At 55.8% G+C, this 507-nt stretch carries 1 pseudogene and 1 other annotated feature; the pseudogene reads right to left on the bottom strand.

From position 1 onward, the window contains the following. Positions 1-507: pseudogene (locus tag ACUU1M_RS20560) on the bottom strand (IS3 family transposase); the annotation flags it as partial. Continuing rightward, positions 265-381: a sequence feature (AL1L pseudoknot), on the bottom strand. (Overlaps the previous pseudogene by 117 nt.)

Genomic DNA, 507 nt, shown 5'->3' with positions numbered 1-507 from the left:
CAACGGCTTTCCGGCTGATGGTCGTACGGACCTTTTTACCCCGGAGAACACCGGCAAGTCCCATAACCGCCATGAGACGTGCCACAGTGCATCTGGCCACTCTGATACCTTCCCGTAACAACTGACGCCAGACTTTACACCGTATACCTTGTGATTTTCATCGTATACGCGCTGTATCTCTTTCTTCAGCCAGTCATCGCGCTGCGCACGGGCACTGCGTTTATCCGGATGATGTCGCTGTTGCTGACAGTGGTAATACGTTGACGGGGCAATATGCAGTTCGCTGCATAGCGGTCCGCCCCCGTACTGCTCACGCAGCTTATCCAGCAGTGGCATCATTTTTTCCAGAGGCGGTCGAACTCCGCCTTCGCAAAATAAGCGGAAGCCTGGCGAAGGATATCGTTACTGCGGCGCAGTTCACGATTTTCACGCTCCAGCTCTTTCAGACGCTGACGTTCAGCGGTGGTGAGCCCTCCATCACCGCCCCCGGTATCCCGCTCATGCTGG

This window comes from Shigella sp. SIG6, assembly GCF_053555815.1.
Note: the sequence above shows the minus strand (reverse complement) of the source record. Positions and strands in the feature narration are given on the sequence as shown.